Annotated in this window: 18 protein-coding genes; 16 read left to right on the forward strand and 2 right to left on the reverse strand. The window is 64.9% G+C overall.

Annotation, left to right across the window (positions count from 1 at the left end):
* Positions 1–61 precede the first annotated feature (61 nt).
* Complete coding sequence (locus M1E17_RS01435) at positions 62–1,390, reverse strand: NosD domain-containing protein (RefSeq protein ID WP_457964935.1); 1,329 nt, start codon at positions 1,388–1,390, stop codon at positions 62–64.
* Between the two features lie 340 nt (positions 1,391–1,730).
* Here M1E17_RS01435 and M1E17_RS01440 point away from each other — a divergent pair, with 340 nt between their 5' ends.
* From M1E17_RS01440 to M1E17_RS01515, 16 genes are all read left to right on the forward strand, one after another.
* Positions 1,731–3,008 carry an ABC transporter substrate-binding protein gene (locus M1E17_RS01440; protein ID WP_457964937.1) on the forward strand — a complete coding sequence of 426 codons (1,278 nt, stop codon included), beginning with the start codon at positions 1,731–1,733 and terminating at the stop codon, positions 3,006–3,008.
* Positions 3,009–3,089: 81 nt separating this feature from the next.
* Positions 3,090–3,977 (forward strand): carbohydrate ABC transporter permease, encoded by an 888-nt coding sequence (locus tag M1E17_RS01445; protein WP_457964938.1) that lies wholly within the window; start codon positions 3,090–3,092, stop codon positions 3,975–3,977.
* A complete protein-coding gene (locus M1E17_RS01450; protein WP_457964939.1) occupies positions 3,977–4,954 on the forward strand; it encodes a carbohydrate ABC transporter permease in 978 nt (325 codons plus the stop codon). The genes M1E17_RS01445 and M1E17_RS01450 overlap by 1 nt, the downstream gene beginning before the upstream one ends.
* 27 nt (positions 4,955–4,981) lie before the next feature.
* Positions 4,982–6,382, forward strand: a complete 1,401-nt coding sequence (locus M1E17_RS01455; protein WP_457964941.1) for a NosD domain-containing protein — start codon at positions 4,982–4,984, stop codon at positions 6,380–6,382.
* A 50-nt stretch (positions 6,383–6,432) separates the two neighbouring features.
* Entirely contained in the window at positions 6,433–7,482 is a 1,050-nt protein-coding gene (locus M1E17_RS01460) for a LacI family DNA-binding transcriptional regulator (RefSeq protein WP_457964942.1), read from the forward strand.
* A 66-nt stretch (positions 7,483–7,548) separates the two neighbouring features.
* Positions 7,549–9,186, forward strand: a complete 1,638-nt coding sequence (locus tag M1E17_RS01465) for a glycoside hydrolase family 32 protein (protein WP_457964944.1) — start codon at positions 7,549–7,551, stop codon at positions 9,184–9,186.
* A gap of 185 nt (positions 9,187–9,371) precedes the next feature.
* Entirely contained in the window at positions 9,372–11,438 is a 2,067-nt protein-coding gene (ftsH, locus tag M1E17_RS01470; RefSeq protein WP_457964945.1) for an ATP-dependent zinc metalloprotease FtsH, read from the forward strand.
* A 10-nt stretch (positions 11,439–11,448) separates the two neighbouring features.
* Entirely contained in the window at positions 11,449–12,093 is a 645-nt protein-coding gene (gene folE, locus M1E17_RS01475; protein WP_457964946.1) for a GTP cyclohydrolase I FolE, read from the forward strand.
* A 10-nt stretch (positions 12,094–12,103) separates the two neighbouring features.
* Positions 12,104–13,024 (forward strand): dihydropteroate synthase, encoded by a 921-nt coding sequence (gene folP / locus M1E17_RS01480; protein WP_457964948.1) that lies wholly within the window; start codon positions 12,104–12,106, stop codon positions 13,022–13,024.
* 13 nt (positions 13,025–13,037) lie between these two features.
* Positions 13,038–13,412 (forward strand): dihydroneopterin aldolase, encoded by a 375-nt coding sequence (gene folB / locus M1E17_RS01485; protein ID WP_457964949.1) that lies wholly within the window; start codon positions 13,038–13,040, stop codon positions 13,410–13,412.
* On the forward strand, positions 13,409–13,948 hold the full coding sequence (gene folK / locus M1E17_RS01490; protein ID WP_457964950.1) for a 2-amino-4-hydroxy-6-hydroxymethyldihydropteridine diphosphokinase: 540 nt from the start codon (positions 13,409–13,411) through the stop codon (positions 13,946–13,948). Before folB ends, folK begins: the two co-directional genes overlap by 4 nt.
* A 3-nt stretch (positions 13,949–13,951) precedes the next feature.
* Complete coding sequence (locus M1E17_RS01495) at positions 13,952–14,497, forward strand: DUF3180 domain-containing protein (protein WP_457964952.1); 546 nt, start codon at positions 13,952–13,954, stop codon at positions 14,495–14,497.
* Entirely contained in the window at positions 14,478–14,990 is a 513-nt protein-coding gene (locus M1E17_RS01500; protein WP_457964953.1) for a PH domain-containing protein, read from the forward strand. Before M1E17_RS01495 ends, M1E17_RS01500 begins: the two co-directional genes overlap by 20 nt.
* Positions 14,987–16,531, forward strand: coding sequence for a PH domain-containing protein (locus M1E17_RS01505; RefSeq protein WP_457964954.1), 1,545 nt, complete (start codon positions 14,987–14,989; stop codon positions 16,529–16,531). The genes M1E17_RS01500 and M1E17_RS01505 overlap by 4 nt, the downstream gene beginning before the upstream one ends.
* Positions 16,524–17,579: a Rossmann-like and DUF2520 domain-containing protein gene (locus M1E17_RS01510; RefSeq protein ID WP_457964956.1), complete on the forward strand. Its 1,056-nt coding sequence runs from the start codon at positions 16,524–16,526 to the stop codon at positions 17,577–17,579. Before M1E17_RS01505 ends, M1E17_RS01510 begins: the two co-directional genes overlap by 8 nt.
* A gap of 1 nt (position 17,580) precedes the next feature.
* Positions 17,581–18,510 (forward strand): 4-phosphopantoate--beta-alanine ligase, encoded by a 930-nt coding sequence (locus M1E17_RS01515; protein ID WP_457964958.1) that lies wholly within the window; start codon positions 17,581–17,583, stop codon positions 18,508–18,510.
* Positions 18,511–18,555: 45 nt separating this feature from the next.
* Here the strand turns inward: M1E17_RS01515 and M1E17_RS01520 are convergent, their stop codons facing one another.
* Positions 18,556–20,373, reverse strand: coding sequence for a glycoside hydrolase family 15 protein (locus M1E17_RS01520; RefSeq protein ID WP_457964959.1), 1,818 nt, complete (start codon positions 20,371–20,373; stop codon positions 18,556–18,558).
* Between the last annotated feature and the right edge of the window lie 133 nt (positions 20,374–20,506).

The following is a 20,506-nucleotide window of genomic DNA, read 5'->3' on the forward strand; positions in this document are numbered from 1 at the left end:
GGGTGCCGGCCCGGCTCCCTCAGAAGAGGGACCGGGCCGGGAGCCAGTGGTCCAGCAAACGTCAGGGAGTCGGGCGTGTCGCAGTATCCGGACTGTACGATGTGATGGTCGATGCAGCTCCGCTGTCCAGCACCTTTGAACGGGTTGTCGATCCGTCAAGAACCACGTGCTGGGACGCCACGTTGCTCACTACATGGTTGGTGGCGATCACGTTGCTGTCTCCTGCTGCGATCAGGATAATCGTCGGCCGGGCACCAACGGGGACCACCTTCTCCGGTGGGACGTCATAGGCAAAAAGGTTGTTCGAAATGAGGTTGTTGTCTCCCACCGTGTGGATGACCCCGTAGAGGTCATCCAGGCCGTTCGAGCGGTTGATGAACGGCGGGAACCCTTCTGTGCCGCGGCGGAAGTGATTTGACGTGATCAGGTTCTCCTTGCAGCCGTTCAGTAGGCGCATGATCCCTGGATAGAAGCCCTGAAACCTGTTCGACGACACAGAGCAGCGGGTGCACCCGGTGAACTCGACGAGGCTCCGGCCCCGGGGAAAGAAGTTATTGCCCGTCACGAGGAGGCCCTCGTGGTTTTCTGCCAGGAGCGTCACTCCGTCCGGGCCCGCGCCCATGAGGTTGTCGCTCACAGTTGTCGCCTGTCCGGCGCCGGTCAGTTCCACACAGTTCCCGCATTCCGCGATCATGTTGTCGTGTACCCGCAGGGCGTCTGCACCCCGCACGATCAGTGCGTGCTCAAGATAGACGAAGCCCATTCCGGTGATGTGGAAGGAATCATTATCGGATGCGACCTCAATGCCCGTCTTGCCGTTGTGGTAGCTGTTCTCGTCCGGAGTGAAGTGGACCCCATCAAGGCAGAAGTCCCGGAAGACGACCCCGGAAAGGCGCGGGCTCCCGGTTCTGCGGACCAAGAAAGCCTGGGGTGCCTCTGGAGACGTGAGGACCCTGATGTGGCTTCCGCCAGGCTGGATGTTGAGCCAGCCCGTGGTGTCGACATTGACATGGATGCTCCGGGAGAAGAACCCATGCCCGAACCCGGCAATGGTCAGGTAGTCCACATCCACGATGACCTGGGTGCGAAGGTCGTAGTCTCCGGGGGGAATGATGATGACAGCGCCGGGCCGGGTGTCAGGTGTGGACTGCCGCCTTTTAACGTCGGTAATGATGTCGTTGATGACGGCACCGATGTCGGACTGTGCCGTAACGTGAGGACTCGCCTTGATCTGCCAGGCGGTCACGTCATACATGTTCGGCGAACTGAAGGCCACCCCCTGCGGACGGTCTGCTGCCTTTGCCGTTTGAGACGTCCCAAGAGTCAGCGCTGCAGCGAGCGTACTCACGGCCCCCGCGCCGACGAGCATGCGGCGGCTCGGACCAGCCATTTCCAGATTCCTGCCAGTGACCACTGATTCTCCTATTGTGTTGGGTTCCGCTGTTCCCGGCTGTTCGCCGAAGATGCTTTCATCGCAGGCACGCTGATGGCAGCGTCATGTTGCCAAAATGTGCCAAATCCGCCAAAATTGCCAAAACGATTTGTCGTCGGCCGAGGCTTACTGTAGGCGCGCCTGCTTCCTGGCGTCAAGAGCGGAAAGTTCATGGGATGTGACGCTTGACACCTCGGCAGAAAAGAGCCTAATCTGTTGCCAAGTCGTTTTGGCAAAACGATTTTTCACCCCACAGACTGTCTCATCATTCCGTTCGAGAGAAAGTGAGTCGACAGCGATGTCCACTCGAAAAACCATCAACAGGTTCGCCACCATCGGCGGCCTCTGCACCGCCGTCGCATTAGCGGCCACCGCCTGCGGCGCCGGGGGCCCGTCGTCGACGGGTAGCGCCGCCAGCACCATCAACGTCCTGGTGGAGGCCGGCGGCCACGCCGAGCTGACTGGCGTTGCCGCACAGTGCAAGAAGGACGCGGGCATAGACGTCAACTTCGTTGAACTGCCCTACGATGGCATGTTCAACAGGCTTTCCAGTGAATTCTCCTCAGGCAACGTCTCCTTCGACGTCGCCGCCCTGGACTCCGTCTGGCTGCCCAGCTTCAAGGACGCCGTCCAGCCCATCGACGAGCTCTTCACCGATGAGGCCAAGAAGGACATCTTCCCGGCCCTGGTCAAGGAAGCAAACGTAGACGGCCACTTCATCGGCATGCCGGCCTGGACCAACGCCGAAATCATCCTTTACCGCAAGGACCTCTTCGAGGACCCGCAGAACAAGTCCGCATTCAAGGCCAAGTACGGCTACGAGCTGGCTGCACCCACTACCTGGGAGCAGTACCAGGAGGTTGCCGAGTTCTTCACCAAGGACGGAATGTACGGCACCGACGTGAAGGGCGGGGTGGAGACCGAATGGCTGGCCCACGTCCTCCAGGCGGGCTCCCCGATGGTCCTTGATGACAAGAACAACGTGGTCATCGACAACGCCGCCCACAAGGAAGCGCTGGACTTCTACACCAGCCTCGCACCGTCCGCCCCGCCAGGGGCTGCACAGGTTGACTGGGCCGCGGCGCAGAACCTGTTCAACCAGGGCAAGACTGCCATGACCCGGTTCTGGGCCCACGCCTACCGCCAGATCCCCAAGGATTCCCCGGTGGCCGGCAAAGTGGGTGCGGCTCCGATGATCGGCGGCAGCGCCGGGGTGGCCGGTGTTCCGGGCCCCTGGTACCTGTCGGTTCCGAAGGCCACGAAGAACACGGACAACGCCAAGAAGTTCATCAAGTGCGCCTACGACCACAACAGCATGGGCATCGAGTCCAGCCTGGGCCTGGCCTCGCGCATCTCCGCCTTCGAGAAGTACCAGGACCAGCCGGGGTATGAAAGCTTCGGCCCGCTGATCGAAACCCTCAACGGGAAGGCCACCGCCACCCGCCCGGCCACCGAAAAGTGGCAGCAGATCGTGGACACCGTCCTGGTGCCGCTCCTGCAGAAGGCTGTGGCCGGCGGGGACTCCGCAACCCTCCTGGCAGACGCCAAGAAGCAGATCCAGGATCTCCTCAAGTAAGTCTCCGTGGCCGGCACGTGACCCTGCGGCACCAGCCAATGTCCGTGCCGGCCGCGGCCCCAACCAACAGAAGAGAAAACCGTGCGCATCTCCGATCGCCGCTTCGCAATGTTCCTGATGGCCCCGGCGGCCTTGTTCCTCGCCATATTCGTGGCCTACCCGCTGTTCCGTCTTGTCACAGACAGCTTCTTCAAGATCTCGCCCATGGCCGGCGGGCCCCGTGATTTCGTGGGCCTGGACAACTACTTCCGGGCCTTCGCCTCTGAAGCCTTTATGGGGGCGGGCTGGCGTACGCTGGCCTACACCCTGGTGGTGGTCACCCTCGAGTTTGCGCTCGGGCTGGGAATGGCCCTGCTGTTTACCATGCTGGGGAAAAATTCCCAGATCTGGCGGACCGTCTTCCTGTATCCGCTGATGATCGCGCCCATCGTGGCCGGCCTGCTGTGGAAGTTCCTGATGATCGACAACTTCGGCCTGATCGGAACACTTCTCCACCAGGCTGGAATCCTGCAGAACCCCAACCAGATCGGCTGGCTGTCCGACCCCAACATCGTCCTGTTCTCGGTGGCGATTCCGGACATCTGGCTCACCACGTCGTTTATGTGCCTGGTGCTGTTCGCCGGCCTGCAGAACATCCCGGGTGACCTCATCGAGGCAGCCAAGCTGGACGGGGCACGCGCCCCCGCACTGCTGTTCCGCATCATCCTTCCCTTGCTCCGGCCCGTTATCGCCGTGGCACTGGTGGTGCGCGGCATCGACGCCGCCCGGGCCTTCGACACCATCCTGATCCAGACCAACGGCGGCCCGCAGTCCGCATCGGAAACCATGAGCCTGCTGATCTACCGCACCATGATCCGCTTCGGCGATCCTGGGCTGGCAAGCGCCATGGGCACCATCTACCTGCTGGCCATGCTCGGCGTCGCCTTCTTTGCGGTCGCCACTATCTGGCGGCCAGGAAAGGACAACTGATGAGCCTCGCAGATCCCCGCCTTAGCGGCACGCCTGCAACGGAAACCACCCCTTCGGATCCGACATCGGCTTCCCGGAAGGGCGCAAGGGCCCAGCCAGACCTCGGAGGAGGCCGGAGGCGCCGTCCCCGCCACCACGCGGAGGGTCTTGAGGCAGGCAAGCGCAACACCAGGACGCTGCTCTGGATCCTCCTCGCGGCGGCCATGATCCTCTACGGCTTCCCGTTCCTCTACCTGCTTTTCACCTCCTTCAAGACGCCGATCGACACCATCGCCGTTCCGCCCAGCATCCTGCCCAGGGAATGGACCCTGGAGAACTACATCAACGCGCTGGGCCGCAACGGGGTCCTGGCTTCCTTCATCAACAGCACCCAGACGGCCATCATCAGCACTGTCCTGTCGCTGGTGCTGGCTGTACCGGCGGCCTACGGCATCACCCGGTACAAGACTCCCAGCGGCCGGGTGTTCATCATGGCGGCACTCGTCACACGGATGGTGCCGCCAGTGGCCATCGGCATCCCGCTTGCTTCCATGATGGCGACGGCGGGACTCGCCGATACCCCCATCGCGCTGTCCATCGCCCACACCACCATCTCGCTGCCCCTGTCCATCTGGCTGATGTCCAGCTTCTTCGAAGCCGTGCCCAAGGACCTGGAGGAAGCAGCCACCGTGGATGGCTGCAGCAGGCTTGGCGCCCTGTGGCGGGTAGTCATTCCGGTAGTCTCCGGCGGCATCGCGGTCACCGCGATCTTCGCCTTTCTGGCCTCCTGGAACGAGTTCCTCTTCGCCCTCCTCATGACGGCAATCCGCTCCCAGACCACCCCCGTGGTCATCGCGAATTTCCAGACCCAGTTCGGCCTCGACTGGGGATCCATGACGGCATTGGCCGCCGTCTACTCGATCCCGGTCATCCTCCTTACGCTTCTCTTGCAGCGCAAGATCGTGGCCGGCATGACGCTGGGTGCCGTCAAGGGCTGAGAAACCACAACACAAAGGGAAGAACCAATGCCAAGCAACAACTCCTACGACGTGACGACGTGGCCCGTCGGCGATCCGTCCGAGGACGTCGGTGAAGTCATCAACAGCATCATCGCCGATATCAAGGAACGGCAGACTGCCACCGATGCGAACAGCGGAGGAAAGCCAGGCGCGGTGATCTACATTCCGCCCGGGGACTATCGCCTTCGTACGCAGGTGGTGATTGACGTCAGCTTCCTTCGAATCGAGGGCTCGGGGCACGGCTTTACGTCCTCGAGCATCCGGTTCAACGTTCCCGAAGACGAATGGCCCGACTTGCACGAGCTGTGGCCCGGAGGGAGCCGCATTCTCGTCGACCTCGCCCTCGATGGAGAAGAAGGCGAAGACGGGCAGGAATCCAAGGGAGCCGCGTTCTACGTTGCGCGAAGCGGGAGCCCGAGGATCAGCTCGGTGGAGTTCTCCAACTTCTGCATCGACGGGTTGCACTTCAGCCCGGATGGCTCAGGGACGCCTCAGGAGAACACCTACGTCAACGGCAAGACAGGCATCTACGTCGCGGACGCCAATGACTCATTCCGCGTGAACGGCATGGGGTTCGTCTACCTTGAGAACGCACTCACCATCTACAAGGCGGATGCTCTTTCCATCCACGACAACTTCATCGCCGAATGCGGAAGCTGCATCGAGCTGCGCGGGTGGGGACAGGCATCAAAGATCACCGACAACCTGGTGGGAGCAGGGCCAAGGGGCCACTCGATCTACGCAGAGAACCATGGCGGGCTCCTGATCACCGCGAACAACGTCTTCCCCCGTGGTGCGAGCAGCGTCCATCTCAAGGGCGTCACGAGGTCAAGCGTCACCAACAACCGTTTGCATGCGTTCTACCCTGGGATGCTGGTTGTCGCGAACAGCTCGGAAATCCTCGTGGCCACCAACCACTTCCTGCGCGACCATGAACCGTGGACGCCCTTCCAGGGAGTGGACAACGGTCTGAACGATCTCTACGGACTGCTGTCGGTCAGCGGCAGCAATAACTCTGTTGTCGCCAACCACTTCTCCCAGATCATCGACTCACAGAGCATTCGTCCGGCAGGTGCTACGCCTGTCATCATCCGGCTGACGGCGGGAGTTGGGAACTTCGTCTCCAACAACCACGTCGTGGCAATGGACGTTCACGCCACCACAAGCGACTCCTGCTTCGAGGCCCAGGTGGACGCCCTGTTGACCACGGCCGCTTCGGACGGCCTCTCCGTTACGGCCGTTATGGTCGATTCCGAATCAACCCGGAACACGATCCTTGATTCCGGAACTGACGCCCAAGTCATCGCAGACAGGGCCGTGAACGCCTTGAGGGCCACACCCACGATCGGTTTCCCAGCATCGAACACGGCAACACCGGCAAGCAGGGAAACGATTACTCGTCTGTAGCCTAAAAAACAGGCGTGACCAGCAATGAACCTAAAGGACGTGGGAGACCGTTGAGCAACAAGAACATTGGCATCAAGGATGTAGCAGTCGCCGCCGGCGTGTCTGTAACCACGGTTTCGCACGTCCTGAACGACGTGTCCTACGCCCGGATCAGTCCGGAAACCCGCAACAAGGTCAGGTCCGCTGCGGAGGAACTTGGATACGGGCCCAACCGCCTGGCCCAGGCCCTGCGCACCCAGCGGACGGGCATGCTGGGGCTGGTGAGCGAGGACATTCACACCACCCCCCACGCGGGCCGGATCATCCTCGGCGCGGACGAGGCTGCCCGCGCCCGCGGCTACAACCTGATGATCATCAACACGTCAGGCTCGGCCAGCGCCGAATCCCGGGAGGCCGACGTCGAGGCTCTCCTGGAGCGCCGTGTGGACGGAATCCTCTACGCCACCATGTACCACCGGAAGGTGCAGGTCCCGGCGAATCTGGGGAACGTGCCCGCCGTCCTGGTGGACGCCGTCAGCACCGGCCGAAGCCTGACCGCCGTGGTTCCGGACGAGGAAGGCGGTGCCCGCGCCGCCGTCGAATATCTCGTGGCGGCGGGCCACACCCGCATCGGCTTCCTTAACAACACCGACGACGTCCCGGCCACCCGGGACCGCCTCCGTGGCTTCCGGGCCACCTTGACGGAGGCCGGGCTCGACGGCGATGCGGCACCTGTTGAATCTGAGCTGTCAGAAGTGCCGGGAGGCTACGAGGCAGCACGCCGGATGCTGGACCAGGCGGACCGGCCCACCGCGCTGTTCTGCTACAACGACCGGATGGCCATGGGCGCGTACCGGGCGGCGGCGGAGCTGGGGCTATCCATCCCCGGCGACCTGTCAGTGGTGGGTTTCGATGACCAGCAGCTCATCGCCGCCAACCTGTACCCGGGCCTCACCACCGTTGCCCTGCCGCACTACGAGATGGGCGCGTGGGCCACGGAAAGCCTGATTGACGCCATTGAAGGCAAAACTGACCTGGCCCTCATGGCCCTGCACCCGACCATCCTGGACTGCCCCCTGGTGGTCCGGGAATCAGTGGCGGCACCCCCGCCGCCGCACTGATTACTGACCACACGCCCACCACCCTGCTCCGGCAGACCCACTCATAGACCAAGGATCCACACCATCATGTCGAGTCGCCTTGATGACGCACGCCCGCAGCCGCCTATGCTGCCGCCTCTGCCGCCGGCACAGCAGCAGCCGGCACCGCTGCTGCCGGTTGCCCGGTCAGAACAGGCGGAGACGCCGCACTACCGCCCCGCAATCCACTACACAGCCCGGGATACCTGGCTCAACGACCCCAACGGCCTGGTCTACTACCGCGGCCTGTACCACCTGTACTACCAGAACAATCCGCACGGAAATGTATGGGGCAATATGTCCTGGGGGCACGCCACCTCCGAGGACCTGGTGCACTGGACCGAGCAGCCCGTCGCCATCACCTGCGACGCCGAAGAGGACGTCTACTCCGGAAGCATTGTGGTGGACCACGCCAACACCTCCGGATTTGGCACGGCCAACAACCCTCCCCTGGTTGCCGTATACACCAGTGCCTATAAGGACGGGACGCCGCACGCCGGCACGCAGGCCCAGTCCCTCGCGTACAGCATTGACGCCGGCATGACGTGGACCAAGTTCAGCGAAAACCCCGTCCTCACGCGCGGTTCGGCCCACTTCCGCGATCCCAAAGTTTTCAGCTATCCCGGCCCGGACGGCCAGGAATGGGTGATGGCCGCCGTCGAGGCGGGGGAACAAAAGGTGGTCTTCTACCGTTCGGCGAACCTGCGGGACTGGGTGTTTGCCAGCGAATTCGGACCCGCCAACGCCCTCGGCGCAGAGTGGGAATGCCCCGATCTCTTTCCGCTGCCAGTAGACGGCGATCCTGCCCGGACCAAGTGGGTACTGGTGGTGAACCTCAACCCCGGCGCGCTAGCGGGCGGGTCAGGCGGCCAGTATTTCGTGGGAGATTTCGACGGCGCCACTTTCACCCCGGATCCTTCCTGCCTGCTGGATGACCCGGTGGATGGTGCGGCTGCCCGCAGGCCGGACGGCAACGCCATGGACAGGGACAGATTGCGCCAATGCAACTGGCTGGACTGGGGCCGCGACTATTACGCCGCTGTTTCCTTCAGCAACGTCCCCGACGGCCGGTGCCTCATGATCGGCTGGATCAACAACTGGGACTACGCCAACTCCCTCCCCACGTCACCTTGGCGGTCCGGCATGTCGTTGGTGCGGGAAGTCGGCCTGGAAACGGTGGACGGCCGGCCGCGGCTGGTCCAGACGCCTGTCCTGCCCGCTGCAGATATCGTCAACCGGCAGGTCATGGAGCCCTGCGGGCTTCCCGCGGAGGTCAGGCTGCCGGAAGCCGTCCCGGGCACGGCGCAGCTCATCGACGCCGAACTCCTGCCCGGAACGGCCCGGCAGTTCGGCTTTCGGCTGTTTCAGGCTGCCGACGGCGGTGCCGCCGCGGTATTGACCTATGACGCAGCCGCCGGGCTGCTGACACTGGACCGCAGCGAAGGCGGGATAACGGGGTTCCATCCGGATTTTCCGTCAGTCGAGTCGGCCCCTGTCGCCCTGGACAGCGGCGTGCTGGCGCTGCGCATTGTCGTCGACCATTGCTCGGTGGAGGTGTTTGCCCAGGGCGGCAGGGTGGTCCTGACGGACCTGGTGTTCCCGGCTCCAGGAAGCATGGGCACATCGGTCTTCGCTGACGGCGGGACGGCCGTTATCCGACGGCTGGAGGTCTCGGCAATCAGCTAGGAGCGGAGCCGGGACCCGGCGGGACTCCTCCTCCCCGCCGCTACGCCCAGAGGGAACTTTTCCGCTACACCGTGCGTGATTTACTCGGATACGGTGTATAGCTAGAAGCTGACGCAGCACCAACACGCGCGCAGACCACTCGCCGTGCAGCACTACCAGGAGGGACGGGGCCAGCCCCCGAACAGATGAAAGCTAAGAGTTTCTTCAAAGGCCCGGGCATCTGGATCGTTGTTGTGATCGGCATGCTCCTTGTGGCTTTTGCAACGCTGGCTCCCGGCGGCGCGGCCAGGATCGACACGGATAAGGGCCTTGAGCTCCTCGCCGACAGCGGCAAGGTGGAGCAGGCAAAAATCTTCGACGGCGAAAACCGCGTGGACCTTACCCTGAAGGACAACCTCCAGGTCAACGGCCAGGACAAGGGCAAGAGCGTCCAGTTCTTCTTCGTGGACGCGCGCGCGGGCGACGTCGTCAGGGCTGTCACCGACGCCCGGCCGGCCAGCGGCTACACGGACCAGCCCATCGAGAGCAACTGGTTCTCCGGACTGCTTTCCCTCCTGATCCCCGTCATTCTGCTGGGTGCACTCTTCTGGTTCCTGATGACCCGGATGCAGGGCGGCGGCTCCAAGATCATGCAGTTCGGCAAGTCCAAGGCCAAGATGGTCAACAAGGACATGCCGCAGGTCACGTTCGTGGACGTTGCCGGTGCGGACGAAGCGGTTGAGGAACTCCAGGAAATCAAGGAGTTCCTGCAGGAGCCGGCCAAGTTCCAGGCAGTGGGCGCCAAGATCCCCAAGGGTGTGCTGCTGTACGGCCCGCCAGGCACCGGCAAGACCCTCCTGGCGCGCGCCGTCGCAGGCGAGGCCGGCGTCCCGTTCTTCTCCATCTCCGGCTCTGACTTCGTGGAAATGTTCGTGGGCGTGGGTGCTTCCCGTGTCCGCGACCTCTTCGAGCAGGCCAAGGCAAACTCTCCCGCCATCATCTTTGTGGACGAGATCGACGCCGTGGGCCGGCACCGCGGCGCAGGCATTGGCGGCGGCAACGACGAACGCGAGCAGACCCTCAACCAGCTCCTGGTGGAAATGGACGGCTTCGACGTCAAGACCAACGTCATCCTGATCGCGGCCACTAACCGTCCCGACGTCCTGGATCCGGCCCTGCTGCGTCCGGGCCGTTTTGACCGCCAGATCTCGGTGGAAGCGCCGGACCTGATCGGCCGCGACCAGATCCTGCAGGTGCACGCCAAGGGCAAGCCGATGGCGCAGGGCGTTGACCTCAAGGCCGTCGCGAAGAAGACCCCGGGTTACACGGGCGCGGACCTCGCCAATGTGCTGAACGAGGCCGCACTCCTGACCGCGCGCTCCAATGCCAACCTCATTGATGACCGCGCCCTGGATGAGGCAATCGACCGCGTCATGGCCGGCCCGCAGAAGCGCAGCCGCGTCATGAAGGAGCACGAGCGCAAGATCACCGCGTACCACGAGGGCGGGCACGCCCTGGTGGCTGCCGCGCTGCGCAACTCGGCGCCGGTCACCAAGATCACCATCCTTCCGCGCGGCCGTGCCCTCGGATACACCATGGTGGTGCCGGACAACGACAAGTACTCGGTCACCCGGAACGAGCTGCTGGACCAGATGGCCTATGCCATGGGCGGCCGCGTCGCCGAGGAGATTGTGTTCCACGATCCCTCCACCGGAGCCTCCAACGACATCGAAAAGGCCACCGCGACGGCCCGCAAGATGGTCACCGAGTACGGCATGAGTGAACGCGTGGGTGCAGTGCGGCTGGGCCAGGGCGGCGGCGAACCGTTCCTGGGCCGTGACGCCGGGCACGAGCGCAACTACTCGGACCAGATCGCCTATGTGGTGGATGAGGAAGTCCGCCGCCTGATCGACCAGGCCCACGACGAGGCCTACGCCATCCTCATCGAGAACCGCGATGTCCTGGATGATCTCGCCCTGGAGCTCCTTGAACGGGAGACCCTGAACCAGGCCGAGATCGCGCAGATCTTCAGCTCCATCCGCAAGCGTGACTTCCGCGAGGTCTGGCTGTCCAAGGAGACCCGCCCGGTGCAGCAGGCAGGTCCCGTGGAGTCCCGCCAGGAGAAGGCCGAACGGGAGGCCCAGGAGGAAGCCAAGCAGGCCCGCCTGGACGAACCGCTGGATTCGCAGCCCCTGCACCCGCAGGGTGTCCCAGAGGACGCTGCATTCCAGGGCGGCGTCCCCGACTCGGGACCTGACGGCGTCCGCGGCTAAGCTTTCTTCTGTGAACTATTTCGACGACGACGACGCTCCCACCTCCGCCGGCCTCCTGGCGGAGGATGGCCACCACCGCAAAAAGCACGAAAAGGTGGACCGGCCCCGGATCGAGGCTGCGGTGCGTGAAATCCTGCTCGCCATTGGCGAAGACCCTGACCGCGGCGGCCTGCAGGACACTCCCAAGCGGGTGGCCAAGGCCTATGCAGAGGTGTTCGCCGGGCTGCACCACGACCCGGCGGAGATCCTTTCCACCACCTTTGACCTGGACCACGAGGAACTGGTCCTGGTCAAGGACATCCCGTTCTATTCCACCTGCGAACACCACCTGGTGCCGTTCCACGGCGTTGCTCACGTGGGCTACATCCCGTCCCACGACGGCAGAGTGACCGGGCTCAGCAAGCTGGCACGCCTCGTGGATATTTACGCGCGGCGTCCCCAGGTGCAGGAACGGCTCACCACGCAGATCGTCGAAGCAATGGTCAGCCACCTCAAACCCCGTGGCGCAATCGTTGTTATCGAATGCGAACACATGTGCATGTCCATGCGCGGTGTCCGCAAGCCCGGAGCGAAGACCGTCACCAGTGCGGTACGCGGGCAGCTTCATGACCCGGCCACCCGCGCCGAAGCCATGAGCCTCATCATCGGAAGGTAATTCTCAGACCATGGACTCATTAGCTGCAGCCCCGGGAACCGGGCCCGCCACCTCCCCGCTTCCCATCCTGCGAAAACCCCGCCCGGCCGCGAAATTTGAAGACCTTCCCACGGACCGCACCCTGGTCATGGGCATCCTGAACGTCACCCCCGACTCCTTTAGCGACGGCGGCAGGCATGAGACGGCGGACAGCGCCATCGCAGCCGGCCTCCGGATGTTCTACGCCGGAGCGGACATCATCGACGTCGGCGGCGAATCAACGCGCCCCGGCGCGGAGGATGTCAGCCCGGAAGAGGAACAGCGCCGGGTGCTGCCCGTGATCCAGGCGCTGGTGAAAGCCGGCGCCCTGGTCAGCATCGACACCACCCACGCGTCCACGGCAACGGCCGCGCTGGATGCAGGCGCCGCCATCATCAATGACATCTCGGGGCTGAGCATTGAACCCGAGATGGCGGAGCTCGTGGCCACGTCGAAGGTGCCGTACATCCTCACGCACCGCCGCGGGGATGCCCGCACCATGAATTCGCTGGCCGAGTACACCGACGTTGCCGCCGAGGTAGTGGCCGAGCTCGCGGGTGTCCGTGACAAGCTCTACGCCGCCGGCGTCAGCCAGGAGCAGATCATCGTGGACCCCGGCCTGGGGTTCGCCAAGAACGATGCCCACAACTGGGAACTCCTGCGGAACCTGGACCGGCTCGAAAGCCTTGGCCATAAGGTCCTGGTGGGTGCTTCCCGCAAACGCTTCCTGGGCTCGCTGCTCACGGAGGCAGGCAAAGCCGCTGTTCCCGAGGAGCGCGACGCCGCCACCGCTGCGATCTCAGCCATCGTCGCCGCCCGCGGCGTCTGGGCCGTCCGCGTGCACAACGTCCGTCCCAGCCTTGATGCCGTCAAGGTCGCCTCGCGCCTGGCTGCTGCCCACACCACTCACTAGGGCCGGGGGACCCATGGACAGGATCACGCTGAGCGGTGTCACCGCCGTCGGCCATCATGGCGTGTTTGAATTTGAGCGCCGCGAGGGCCAGCCTTTTGTTGTGGACGCCGTCCTGCACCTGGACTTCTCCAAGGCAGCCGAATCCGACGACGTACGGGACACCGCCCACTACGGCGAAGTGGCGGAGCGGATCAAGGCCTGGATCACGGGTGAGCCGTTGAACCTGATCGAGGCGCTGGCCGTGCGGATTGCCGATGACCTTCTCAGCGGATTCCGGATCAACGCCGTGGACATCACCGTGCATAAACCGGAGGCGCCCATCGAGGTGCCTTTCGGCGACGTGGCCGTCACTGTCCACCGCGCCCGGAATGACGGGCAGAACCCATGAGTGCTGTCTATTCAAAGGCCGTGCTGGCCCTGGGCAGCAATCTGGGCGAACGGAACGACACCCTTTCCGAGGCCGTGGCGGACCTTGTTGATCCGCCGGAGGTCCGCCTCCTGGACGTTTCGCCGGTGGTGCAAACCAAGGCGGTGGGCGGCCCGGCCGGCCAGCCGGACTTCCTGAACATGGTCATCACCGTGGAAACCTCGCTGTCGCCGCTGCAGCTGCTGGAGCACTGCCAGGCTGTGGAGAACAAGCACCACCGCGTCCGGGAGGTGAGGTGGGGGCCGCGGACGCTCGACGTCGACATTATTGTCTACGGTGACCTCATCAGCGGGGATCCGGTGCTGACCCTCCCGCATCCCAGGGCCGCCACGCGCGCTTTTGTGCTGTACCCCTGGTCCCTGATAGAGCCCGCGGCCACACTGAACGGCGAACGGATCAGCACCCTGGCCGCCCGGGCCGGAGATTTTGACGATCTTGCGCCCTTTGATGGCTTCGGTGATTTTGACGGTGTGCCCCTGGCCGGGACGGCGGAGTAGCCGGTGAAACCGATTAATCCCCTGCGCCTGCTGCTCATCGGCGTCATCCTTGCCGTCGCCGGATGGTCTGCCACGGTCCTCACCAACCGGTACAGCATGGCCACCCCGGTCCTGCCGGTCACGGCTCTCGCCACCATGGGCGTGATCGTGGTTATCACACTGATCCTTGGCATCCGGATCGTGAGGTGGCGCAACAGGAACCGGGACAAAACCAAAAAGAAGATCGCCCTGGATCCGATTCTCGCCGCACGGACCCTGGTGCTGGCGCAGGCCTGCGCCTACGCCGGGACTGTCCTGCTGGGCTGGCATGCAGGGATCTTCCTGGACCAGCTGCGGGTCTGGAGCCTGCGCAGCGATCAAGGCATTACCTGGGTTGCACTGGCCCAGGCCGGCGGAGGCCTGGCCATGATCGTGGTGGGACTGCTGGTGGAACGCTTTTGCAAGATCCCGCCGGAGGACGGCGACACCCCGCCCGGTGAAGGACAACCCGGCCGCGGGGCACGGGGCGAAGCCGCAGGGGAAGGCGAATATGCATACCGAGGCGATTGATCCGCCGGGCATCACGTGGCAGCGGGTGTCGCCCAAATACATCACGGTGCGCCTGGTGCAGTGGGCCGTCGGGAACCTGGTCACCCTGGTGGTGCTCAGCCTGCCCCTGGTCTTGGTCCTCAACAGGTGGTGGGCCTGGCCGCCGCTCTGGCTTGCCGTCACCATGCCCGCCGTGATGCTGGTCCTTGCGGTCTGGCGGCTTGTGCTGATCCCGCGGCAGGTCCGCGCCATCGGCTATGCCGAGCGCGACGACGACCTTTTGATCCGCACTGGCATCTTCTTCCAGCGGACCATGGCTGTCCCCTATGGCCGCATGCAGTACGTGGACATTGGAGTGGGGCCTGTGGAACGCGCGCTAGGCCTGTGCACCCTCAAACTGCACACGGCATCACCTGGCACCAACGCCCAGATCCCCGGCCTGCCCGCCGCCGAGGGGGCGCGCCTGCGTGAGCAGCTCACGGCCCGTGGCGAAGCCAGGCTGGCAGGACTGTGACGGCTGACGGCCCTCCGCAGCCGGCGCAGCCTCCGGTTCAGCAGCCTGCACCGGCCCCCGACGGCGAATGGCTGCGCGTTCATCCGGCGTCGCCTTTTGTGCGCGGCTGGGTGGCCTTGGCCGCCATCGGCTTTTTCTTCGGGCGCGATATCTTCGAACGGATGCTTCAGGGCAGGCCCGTGCTGGAAGACGACTTCGCCGGCCGGGTCCCCTGGCTGCTCGCCGGGGGAGGGGCCGTGCTGCTGATCGCGGTGCTGGGCTTCATCCTCACCTGGTACTTCACCAAGTACCAGGTGTCTGGAGGCTACGTCAGGGTCAATACCGGCTTCCTCTTCCGGCAGCAGCGCCAGGCGCGGCTGGACCGGGTCCAGGCCATCGACATCGTGCAGCCACTGCTGGCCAGGGTCTTTGGCCTTGCCGAACTCAAATTCGAGGTGGCGGACGCCGGCGAGTCAGCGGTCCGGCTGGCCTACCTCCGGATGGACGATGCCCGGCAACTCCGGGCCACCATCCTGGCCCGGGCCGCCGGCGTGGTGCAGGATTCCGGAGGACCGCAGGAGGCCGCGCCCGAGGCGCCGGAGCAGCCTGTGCTGTCAGTGCCGCCGTCGCGCCTTTTCGGTTCGCTGCTGCTCAGTGAGCAGAGCTTCTTCATAGCGCTGGGCGGTGTGGCGTCCGTTGTCCTGTCCGCGGTGACGGACAACCGGGGGTTCTACTTCTACCTGATTCCGGCGGCCCTTGGGCTGGCAGCCACGTACTGGGCATCCTTCAACAAGGGTTACAACTTCACGGCTGCCATCTCACCGGACGGGATCCGCCTCCGCTACGGGCTGCTGGACACCCAGGCGCAGACGCTGCCGCCCGGCCGGATCCAGGCGCTGAAAGTGACGCAGCCTCCGCTGTGGCGGATCTTTGGCTGGTACCGGATCCAGGTGAACGTGGCCGGTTATGGTTTGGTGGGAGGCGACGGCGAGGGCACGTCCCGCACCACGCTCCTGCCGGTAGGAAAGCTGCCTGACGTGATGAGCATGCTTGCCCTGGTGCTGCCGGATCCGGGAACTCATGAGCCGGGCAAGGTTTTCGTCGCCGGCCTGACCGGACTGGATTCCGACGGCGGTTTTGTCACCACCCCGCGACGGGCCCGGCTGCTGGCACCCCTCGGGTGGCGGCGTAACGGTTTCACCGCCACTGACACAGCACTTCTGATCCGTTCAGGCCGCTGGTGGCGGCAGCTGGTGGTGGTCCCGCATCAGCGGACCCAGTCCATGGCCCTGCACCAGGGACCCTTGGCCAGGCGGTTCCGGGTGGCCGATCTGGTGCTCCACACCACTGCCGGGCCCGTGGTGCCCCGCCTGATCCAGGCCGATGTGGACCAGGCCAGGGCCCTGTTTGACGAACAGTCAGCGCGCGCCCGCCTGGCCCGGAAACGGCAAACCAGCGAACAATGGCTGGCCCAGGTTGCCCCTGGCCTGGCGGAACAACCGCAGCAGGGAACCGCCCCCGCCGCCGCCACCTCACTTCAGGAAGGCCAGCAGCATGGCTAAACCCGGACGCCTTGGCGTCGGAATCATCGGTGCCGGCAAGGTGGGCGCAGTCCTCGGTGCGGCATTGCGCTCCGCCGAGCACGCCGTCGTCGGGGTTTCCGCCGTATCCGATGCCAGCCTGGAACGAGCTGAAGCCCTGCTTCCGGGGGTTCCGGTGATGGAGGTCCAGGACATCGTGGAGCGGTCCGAACTGGTGCTCCTGGCGGTCCCGGACGATGCCCTGGCCAGCCTGGTTCAGGGCCTGGCCAAACTTGGTGCCTGGCAGCCAGGCCAGCTGGTGGCCCATACGTCGGGCCGGTTTGGCGTGGGCGTCCTGCACCCGGTGCGGGCGGCAGGATCCATCCCGCTGGCCCTGCACCCAGCCATGACCTTCACAGGTATGAGCCTGGACCTGACCCGGCTCCTTGACTGCACGTTCGGTGTTACCGCTGACGCCGCGATGCTGCCCATAGCGCAGGCGCTGGTGGTGGAGATGGGGGCGGAGCCGGTAGCCATCGCCGAGGGAGACCGCACGCTGTACCACGCGGCCCTGGCCCATGGTTCCAACCACCTGGTTACCCTGGTGGCGCAGGCGTCCCAGCTGCTGCGGGACGTAGGCGTGGACGCACCCGAACGGATGCTGGGGCCCCTCTTGCGTGCCACCCTGGAGAACGCCCTCGCGTCCGGCGAATCGGCCTTAACCGGCCCGGTGGCACGTGGCGACGTCGGAACTGTCGCCGCGCACGCGGAAGCCCTGCGCGAGTACGACGCCGGATCGCAGGCTGATGTGCTTGAGGCGTACCTTGCCATGGCCCGGGCAACCGCCCGCCGTGCCGAAGGAAGGGGGCTGCTAAAGGCGGATCAGCTCAAGGCGATCCGCGAAGCCCTCCTGGAAAATGATGGAGGCGGCGGCCCCAACAACGGCGGCTCCAACAACGGTGGCGCCAACAACGGTGGCCCGGCCAGCGGCGACACCGGCGGTCAAGGCAGCGGTGACCCTTTTGACGAAGAAAACTCCGACGGCGATGACTCCGACGGTGGTTGGCCGCGGTCCGCGGGAGGACGATGACATGACTATCCAGCTGGTGACAACGGTGGCGGACCTGCGCGCGCAGGGCGCGCGGCTGCTGAGGGAAAAGCAAGGTGTGTCCCAGGGCCTGGTGCCCACCATGGGAGCTCTCCATGAGGGACATGCCCGGCTGGCGCGCACCGCCGTCGAACAGAACGATGTGGTGGTGGCGTCCATATTCGTTAACCCCCTGCAGTTCGGCGATGCAGTGGACCTGGACCGCTATCCACGGACCCTGGACGCGGACCTCGCGCTGCTGGAGGAGCAGGGAGTGGACATCGCATTTGCGCCGCCGGTGGAGGAGGTCTATCCCGAAGGGCCGCCGCTGGTGCGGGTCACAGCGGGTCCATTGGGGGAGAAGTGGGAGGGCGCATCCCGGCCGGGCCACTTTGACGGTGCCCTCACCGTGGTGGCCAAACTGCTTCATTACGGCACCCCGGGGACAGGGCTGCCGGCGGCCGGGGCTTTTGTGTCGGGTGATGGCGGGGGGCTTCCTGCCTACCGGGCGTACTTTGGCCAGAAGGACGCGCAGCAGTTGGCCCTGGTGCGGAGGATGGTGGCCGATCTTAACTTCCCGGTGGACATCGTTGCCGTGCCCACCGTCCGTTCGGGCGACGGACTGGCGCTGTCCAGCCGCAACCGCTTCCTGTCCGAGGACCAGCGCGAAGCGGCACTGGTGTTGTCCAGGGCGCTGCGGCTGCTGGAGGAGCGGGCGAACGCCCACGAGCCGCTGGACATCGAGTCGGCCCAGGCCCTGGTGGCGTCCCAGCCGCTGGTTGAGCTCGACTACTTCGACGTGGTGGATCCGCTCACCCTGGAGCCCCTGGCGGAGAATTGCCGGAAGACCCCTTTCCGCGGCGAGGGCCTGGGGATCGTCGCCGCGAGGGTGGGCCCGGTCCGGCTGATCGACAACGTGCCGCTAAGCTCCTGACACTGCCCTGACGCTTTCCCCTGACGCGCCGAATAAGGCGGCAGGTCAGTCCCGCACTGCAAGGCTGAGCAGGTCCACTCCGTGCATCGCGTCGGCGGCCCGGACCAGCGCCAAATGGGAGAACGCCTGCGGGAAGTTGCCTGCCATCCGCTGATCCTCCGGCGCGTATTCTTCGCTCAGCAGGCCCAGCTCATTGGAGAAGCCCACAAGTCTGTCCATCAGTGCCCCGGCTTCGGCCTGGCGGCGCGTGCGTGCGTACTGCTCCACCAGCCAAAAAGAACAGGCAAGGAAGGGATGCTCGCCTGGTTCAAGGCCGTCAACGCCCGTCTCGGTCCGGTAGCGCAGCAGCAGCCCCTGGTCAGTCAGCAGCTCGCGCTCCAGCTGCGCCACGGTACCGAGCATATGCTCGTCGTCGTAAGCCAGAAAGCCAACCTGCGGCAGGGCCAGGAGGGCTGCGTCAGTCTGGGTGCCGCCGTACGTCTGGGTGAAGGACTTCAGCTCGGCGTTGAAACCCCGCTCCATGATTTCCGACCGTAACCGCCGCCGCAGTTCTTCCCAGTGCTCGGCCGGGCCCGGGAGGCCGTGGTCGCGAACGGCGCGGACACCACAATCAAAGGCCGCCCACATCATCACCCTGGAATGTGTGAAGTACTGGGCGGTGCCCCGCATCTCCCACAACCCGAAGTCCTTGTCATCAAAATGCTTCTCGACGAATCCCAGCAGGGCCCGCTGCAGCGCCCAGGAGAAGGTGTCTTCCTTTCCGCCGGCCAGGCGCAGCCGTTCCAGGGCCACCATCACTTCGCCCACCACGTCGGCCTGGTACTGGGCCACCGCGGCGTTGCCAATCCGGACCGGCCGCGCGTCCTGATAGCCGGGCAAGTGGTCCAGCACCCTCTCCGGGAGGTCGCGTTCCCCGGCCACCCCGTACATGATCTGGACATCCTCAGGATCACCGGCAAGCGCGCGCAGCAGCCAGTTGCGCCACTTGAGGGCCTCAGTCTCGTACCCGTGGGTCAGCATGGCCTCAAGCGTCAGGGCGGCGTCGCGGAGCCAGCAAAAGCGGTAGTCCCAGTTGCGTGAACCGCCAAAGTCCTCTGGCAGGGAGGTGGTGGGAGCGGCGACGATTCCTCCCGTTTCGTAGTGGGTCAGCGCCCGCAGGACAAGCAGGGATCTCTTGACGGCCGGCCCGTAGATCCCGTCCTGGCGGCAGTTTCCGCCCCAACGGGTCCAATAGCCGGTTGTCTCCTCGAGCGCTGCGTCAAAATCGAGAGGCGGCGGCACCTCCTTGTAGGAGGGGAACCACGTCAGTTCGAAGTCGGCTGACCCGCCTGCCGGGACCTCAAAATCCCCGAGGCGTACGTGGCCGTGGGCCTCGGGCAAATGAGGCCCCTGCAGGGCCCAGGCATCAGGCCCGGCCATTGCCAGCAACGCGTCCCCGCTCCCGGGCACGGTGTTCTTGCGGATGCGGCTCATCCATGGCACGAGAGCACCGTATTGGGGCCGGATGCTGAGCTCCTGGCGCACTGAAACTGTTCCCTGGACGCATGTGACGCGCCGCAAGAGGGAGGATCTGCCTTGCCCAGGCGGCATTAGGTCTGTAACACGCATCTGCCCGGTGGAGGTCTGCCATGTCGTCTCCAGGACGAAGGTGGACTCCAGGTACTGGCGGCTCACCACCACGGCATCGGGGTCCGCCGGCGCTAGCAGCCACCTGCCGTGATCTTCGTTGCCAAGGAGTGCTGCAAAGACGGACGGTGAGTCAAAACGGGGGAAGCAAAGCCAGTCCACGCTCCCAGACCGGGAGATGAGTGGCCCGGTGGCCAGATCTGACAAAAGCGCGTAATCCTCGATGGGTGCCGCCATGCTTCTACCTAAGCACAACAAGGCAGTTCTGTTGCAGAATCTCCGGCGCGCTGATCGGCCAGGGGTTCAAAATTGTCACGACGGCGAAGAATACGTTTACTGGAGCGCTGACCTGCGATGATGCCCCGGAGCG

It is taken from the genome of Arthrobacter sp. D1-29, assembly GCF_054130585.1.